The sequence below is a fragment of the Kitasatospora sp. NPDC029367 genome (assembly GCF_055569135.1).
This window is the reverse complement of record NZ_JBVHYH010000021.1, coordinates 75,711-79,926: the sequence shown is the minus strand read 5'-3', so window position 1 is coordinate 79,926 and position 4,216 is coordinate 75,711. Positions and strand designations below refer to the sequence as shown.

At 74.4% G+C, this 4,216-nt stretch carries 2 protein-coding genes; one reads left to right on the top strand and one right to left on the bottom strand.

Features of this window, described 5'->3' with window-relative positions; translation table 11 throughout:
- Positions 1-173: 173 nt before the first annotated feature.
- Positions 174-1,694, bottom strand: a complete 1,521-nt coding sequence (locus ACZ4W5_RS14430; protein ID WP_465654614.1) for a SulP family inorganic anion transporter — start codon at positions 1,692-1,694, stop codon at positions 174-176.
- A 649-nt stretch (positions 1,695-2,343) separates the two neighbouring features.
- Here ACZ4W5_RS14430 and gcl point away from each other — a divergent pair.
- Positions 2,344-4,125, top strand: a complete 1,782-nt coding sequence (gene gcl, locus ACZ4W5_RS14425; protein ID WP_360230718.1) for a glyoxylate carboligase — start codon at positions 2,344-2,346, stop codon at positions 4,123-4,125.
- Positions 4,126-4,216: the final 91 nt, after the last annotated feature.

Here is a 4,216-nt window from a genome sequence, read left to right as displayed (position 1 = left end):
ACCACCCCCCCCCCCCCCTCCCCCCCCCCCCCCCCCCCCCCCCCCCTCCCCCCCCCCCCCCCCCCCCCCCCCCCCCCACCAGGCTAACCGGGGCCACCGGGCTCGCCGGGTACTCACCGGCTTGCCGGGCCGCCGGGCTCGCCGGGTACTCACCCGGCTCGCCGGAGGGACCGTCAGACGACGGTCGGCAGCGGTGGTTCGACGGCGAGCGGGGCGCTGGCGCGGGCGCGGTGCTGGTCGGCCCAGGAGGTGAGGGCCAGGGTGCAGGCGTGGTCCAGGTGGCGCAGGCCGGACCAGTCGAGTTCCACCGGACGGTCGGCGGGCAGCCGTTCCAGCGCGTCCAGCAGCCGGGGCAGCCGCAGGAAGGTGGCGTTGCCGCTGAGGCGGACCCGGTGCAGCGGCCGACCGTCCGTCAGTACCACCTCCTCGACCGCGATCTGCAGGTGCGAGGTCTGCCAGGCGGACTTGGCCACGGCCAGGCCGACCCCGATCAGCACCCCCTCGAACAGGTCGGTGGCGACCACGGCGAGCGCCGTCGTGACGAGCACCACCGCCTCGCCCCGGTCGCCCCGGCACAGCGCGGCGATCCGGCGCAGCGGCACCAACTTGGCCCCGGCGTGCACCAGGACGGCGGCCAGCGCGGTGAGCGGGACCAGCCCGAGCACCCCGGGGAGCAGGGCGGTGAACAGCAGCAGCCACAGCCCGTGCAGGAAGCGCGCGGCCCTGGTGCGGGCGCCCGCCTGGACGTTGGCCGCGCTGCGCACGATCACCGCGGTCATCGGCAGGGCGCCGAGCAGTCCGCAGACGGTGTTGCCGACGCCCTGGGCGGTGAGTTCGCGGTCGTAGTCGGTGCGCGGGCCGTGGTGCATCCGGTCGACGGCGGCGGCGCTGAACAGCGTCTCGGCGGAGGCGATCAGGGTGAAGGCGACGACGGTGCCGATACCCGCGGCACCGGCCAGGCCGCCGAGCGCGGCCGGGTCGGGCAGTCGGACGACGTCGAGCAGCCCGGCCACCCGTACCCGGGCCACCGGCAGGTCGGCCGCCGCGGTGACGGCGGCGGCCAGGCCGACCGCGGCCAGCGGCGCGGGGACGGTACGGGCGGCGCGGCCCGGCAGGTGCTTCCAGCCGACGAGCACCAGCAGGGTGCCCAGGCCCAGCGCCACCGCGGCGGGGGTGGCGGCCGCGGTGGCCGCGTCGGCGAGCAGGGCGGGCAGTCCGGCGAGCTTCTGCGGGCCGGTGCCGGGGGCGGTCCGGTCAGCGAGGGCGTACAGCTGGCCAAACACCAGGGTCAGCCCGATGCCCGCCAGCATGCCGTGCACCACCGAGGCGGACATCGCCCGGAACCAGCGGCCGAGCCGCAGCGCGCCCATCCCGAGCTGGAGCAGGCCGGTGGCGAGCACCAGCGGGCCGAGGGCGGCGAGGCCGAAGCGCTGGACGGCGTCGGCGACCAGCACGGTCAGCCCCGCGGCGGGCCCGCTGACCTGGAGGCTGCTACCGGGGAGCAGGCCGACGGCCAGGCCGCCGACGACGCCGGTGACCAGCCCCAGCTCGGCCGGGACACCGGAGGCGACGGCGACCCCGACACAGAGCGGGAGGGCGACCAGGAACACCACCAGCGAGGCGGGCAGGTCGTGCCGCCAGGGGACGGCGCGCAGCCCGGCGAGCGGGGAGCGGCGGCGGGACGGCGGGCTCATCCGGTCACCGCCGGGGGCCGGGCAGGGGTGCGGCGCATGGCTGCGCTCCTTCCGCGCGCCCACCGTTGCGGGGGCGCGCCGTAACGGACCGGGGAGGGTGGGAGGGGACTGCCACAGGCGACGGGCGGGCCGGCGGTGCGGGGCGAGGCGGGCCGGCGGTGCGAGGCGGGGCGGAGGGAACCGGCGGGGAGAGGCGGGCCGGAGGGGCGCGCCGGCGGGGCGGGACAGGCCGACGGGAGGGCGGGCCGGGGAAGACGTACGGAGCGGAGGCGAGGCGGTGGTCGGACCGCCGCAGTCGCAGCGCGCGCCCCCTGCCGTGGCCGGGTCGGATGTGCCGGGCCCGGCGTGCCACCGACGGTACCCAGGTCGGCGGGGCGGCCCGACACCCGGCACCGTCCCTTCACCAGCACTGCACGCGGGCTGCGCGATCCGGCCCGGAGCCTCCGCTTCCCCGGGCACACCAGCGCGAGAGCTGTGCACTTGTCCGAACGGCTCCCCCGCGCCGACTTCCACATTCTGTTGAAGTCCCCTTGACGCCCCGCCGGGCCCGACCCTACCGTGTTTCCACATACAGAAACCGTTCTTCCGTATGGTGGAATTCAGGAGATGAGCCCTCCGAGCCACTGCGGGCCGACGCAGGAGAGACCCGATGCCTCGTATGACAGCCGCCCGCGCGGCCGTGGAGATCCTCAAGCTCGAAGGCGTCGATGTCGCCTTCGGTGTCCCGGGTGCCGCCATCAACCCCTTCTACGCCGCCCTCAAGGCCTCCGGCGGGATCAGGCACACCCTGGCCCGGCACGTCGAGGGCGCCTCGCACATGGCCGAGGGCTACACCCGCGCCAAGGCCGGCAACATCGGCGTGTGCATCGGCACCTCGGGCCCGGCCGGCACCGACATGATCACCGGCCTCTACTCGGCGATCGCCGACTCCATCCCGATCCTGTGCATCACCGGCCAGGCCCCGGTCGCCCGCCTCCACAAGGAGGACTTCCAGGCCGTCGACATCGCCTCGATCGCCAAGCCGGTCACCAAGGCCGCCACCACCGTCCTGGAGGCCGCGCAGGTCCCCGGCGTGTTCCAGCAGGCCTTCCACCTGATGCGCTCCGGCCGCCCCGGCCCGGTCCTGATCGACCTGCCGATCGACGTCCAGCTGACCGAGATCGACTTCGACCCCGAGGCCTACCAGCCGCTGCCGGTCTACAAGCCGACCGCCAACCGGATCCAGATCGAGAAGGCCATCGCGCTGCTCCAGGAGTCCGAGCGCCCGCTGATCGTGGCCGGCGGCGGCGTCATCAACGCCGACGCGGCCGACCTGCTGCTGGAGTTCGCCGAGCTGACCGGCGTCCCGGTCATCCCGACCCTGATGGGCTGGGGCATCGTCCCGGACGACCACGAGCTGAACGCCGGCATGGTCGGCCTGCAGACCTCGCACCGCTACGGCAACGAGAACTTCCTCGCCTCCGACTTCGTCCTCGGCATCGGCAACCGCTGGGCCAACCGCCACACCGGCGGCCTGGACGTCTACACCGCGGGCCGCAAGTTCGTCCACGTCGACGTCGAGCCCACCCAGATCGGCAAGATCTTCGCCCCCGACCTCGGCATCGCCTCCGACGCCAAGGCCGCGCTGGAGCTGTTCGTCCAGGTCGCCAAGGAGCTCAAGGCCGCCGGCACCCTCAAGGACCGCAGCACCTGGGCCGCCTCCACCCAGGAGCGCAAGGCGCAGCTCCAGCGCCGCACCCACTTCGACAACGTGCCGCTCAAGCCTCAGCGCGTCTACGAGGAGATGAACCGGGCCTTCGGACCGGAGACCCGGTACGTCACCACCATCGGCCTGTCCCAGATCGCCGGCGCGCAGATGCTGCACGTCTACAAGCCGCGGCACTGGATCAACTGCGGCCAGGCCGGGCCGCTGGGCTGGACCATCCCGGCCGCGCTGGGCGTCGCCACCGCCGACCCCGAGGGCCAGATCGTCGCGCTCTCCGGCGACTACGACTTCCAGTTCATGATCGAGGAGCTGGCGGTCGGCGCCCAGCACCGGATCCCGTACGTCCACGTCCTGGTGAACAACTCCTACCTGGGCCTGATCCGCCAGGCGCAGCGCGGCTTCGACATCGACTTCCAGGTCAAGCTGGAGTTCGAGAACATCAACGCGCCGGAGCTGGGCGTCTACGGCGTCGACCACGTCAAGGTCGCCGAGGGCCTGGGCTGCAAGGCGATCCGGGTCACCGAGCCGGAGGGCCTGCTGCCGGCCTTCGAGGAGGCCAAGAAGCTGGCCGCCGAGTTCCGCGTCCCGGTCGTGGTCGAGGCGATCCTGGAGCGGGTCACCAACATCTCGATGAGCGGCAACGACATCGACAAGGTCAACGAGTTCGAGGAACTGGCCACCCTCCCCGAGCACGCGCCGACCGCGATCAGGCCGCTGGCGCTCTGACCCCGTGGGGGGGGGGGGGGGGGGGGGGGGGGGGGGTGGGCGGCAACCCCCCCTCCCCCCCACCAACGGCCCCCCCGGACGCCCCCCCCCC

Bases quoted from the DNA above. Each gene is read 5' to 3' on its own strand.
- ACZ4W5_RS14430 (WP_465654614.1), bottom strand. From the start codon at position 1,694: ATGAGCCCGCCGTCCCGCCGCCGCTCCCCGCTCGCCGGGCTGCGCGCC.
- gcl (WP_360230718.1), top strand. From the start codon at position 2,344: ATGCCTCGTATGACAGCCGCCCGCGCGGCCGTGGAGATCCTCAAGCTC.